The sequence below is a fragment of the Gordonia aquimaris genome (assembly GCF_026262595.1).
Classification (GTDB): domain Bacteria; phylum Actinomycetota; class Actinomycetes; order Mycobacteriales; family Mycobacteriaceae; genus Gordonia; species Gordonia tangerina.
On record NZ_JAPKFM010000067.1, the window covers coordinates 1 to 1,637 of the forward strand.

The 1,637-nt window shown below is 65.5% G+C and carries 1 protein-coding gene; it reads left to right on the forward strand.

Annotated elements, in window-relative coordinates; all coding sequences use genetic code 11:
• The first annotated feature begins 119 nt into the window (after positions 1 to 119).
• The gene (locus tag OSB52_RS24580; protein WP_308203691.1) at positions 120 to 1,508 is read left to right on the forward strand and encodes an IS1380 family transposase; all 1,389 of its coding nucleotides are present in this window, start codon (positions 120 to 122) and stop codon (positions 1,506 to 1,508) included.
• Positions 1,509 to 1,637: the final 129 nt, after the last annotated feature.

The following is a 1,637-nucleotide window of genomic DNA, read 5'->3' on the forward strand; positions in this document are numbered from 1 at the left end:
CCTCGATCTTTCACGTGGCTGGGTGATGGGCGGCGTGTGATACGCGAAAGTGCCTGTCTGCTGGGGGATTCTTGGCTTGTCGAAGGTCAAGGTCCGCCGAGCAGAGAGGCACTCCGCAGGTGAAGGGTAGCTGGTATCCACGGTTGGTTGTTGGACGCGGCCACGAGTCGCTGGTCTCCTCGTCGGGGGCAGTGTTGTTACGCGAGGCGGTTCGGCTCTCGGGGCTGGACGCGGTGCTCTCAGACGCGCTGGCGCCATGGCGGTCCGATCGCGCTCTGCACGATCCTGCGAAGGTCCTCGTCGATGAGGCGATGGTGCTGGCATTGGGTGGTGACTGCATGGCTGATCTGGCGGTGCTGCGCGCACAACCCGGGGTGTTCGGCACGGTGGCCTCGGATGCGACGGCATCGCGGGTGCTGTCGGCATTGGCGGCCGGCGGGGACGAGGCGCTCTCGGCGATCCGCGACGCGCGGGTGCGGGCTCGCGACCGGGTGTGGTCACAGCGCCGTCCGCTCGGTTCCAGCCTTTCGGGGCAGGTCATCGTCGATGTCGATGCCACCGTGGTGACCGCGCACTCCGAGAAAGAGTCGGCTGCACCGACCTATAAACGCACGTTCGGGTTTCATCCGATGTGTGCGTTGGTCGACCATGGCGAACACGGCACCGGAGAACCCCTGGTGCTGACGTTGCGAGCGGGAAATGCCTCCGCGATGGGTGCTGCTGACCACATCGCTGTCCTCGATGCAGCGCTGGCCCAGTTACCGGCCACCGACCGTGCCCAGGTGTTGGTGCGTACCGACACCGGTGGCTGTTCGAAAGCGTTTTTGCATCACATCACCGACGCCGGGTTGCAGTACTCCATCGGATTCGGGGTCAGCGACCCGATCCGCGCTGCAATCGCCACGATCCCTGTGCAGGCGTGGCGCGCAGCACTCAACGGTGACGGCGAGGCTCGCGACGGAGCCCAGGTCGCCGAACTGACCGCCTGGATGCCCACCACGACCCGCGATCACCTCACCGGCCTTAACGTGTGGCCTGTCGGGATGCGGATTATCGCGCGCCGCGAACGCCCCCACCCCGGCGCGCAACTACGACTCACCGACGAAGACGGCTGGCGTATCACCTGCTTTGCCACCAACACCCGAGGACCAGGCTGGACACTGCCAATGCTCGAGGTGCGTCACCGCCAGCGTGCCCGTGCCGAGGACCGTATCCGCAGCCTCAAAGACACCGGGATGCGTAATCTGCCTTTCCACGGTTTCGCGCACAACCAGCTGTGGCTCGAAATCGTGTCCCTGGCCGCAGAACTGATCGCTTGGACCCAAACATTGGGATTCCACGAACACAGTCCGGTACGCCGATGGGCACCCAAGAAGCTGCGCCTGCGTCTGTTCTCGGTCGCTGGACGCATCGTGCATACCGGGCGGCGACGGCGACTGCACCTCCCCCGAGACTGGCCCTACCTCGACCTCCTCGACACCGCCTGGACCACCTTGCAGACCGCCTGAGCCGTCGCTCCCACCCGAACAACCAAGGACCTCGAACAGCCGGCGACCGAACGCCGGGAATCGTCCCTGCTCACCCCACGCTGACCCGCTGACCACCACAAACGCCGGCCACGTGAAAGATCGAGGCTA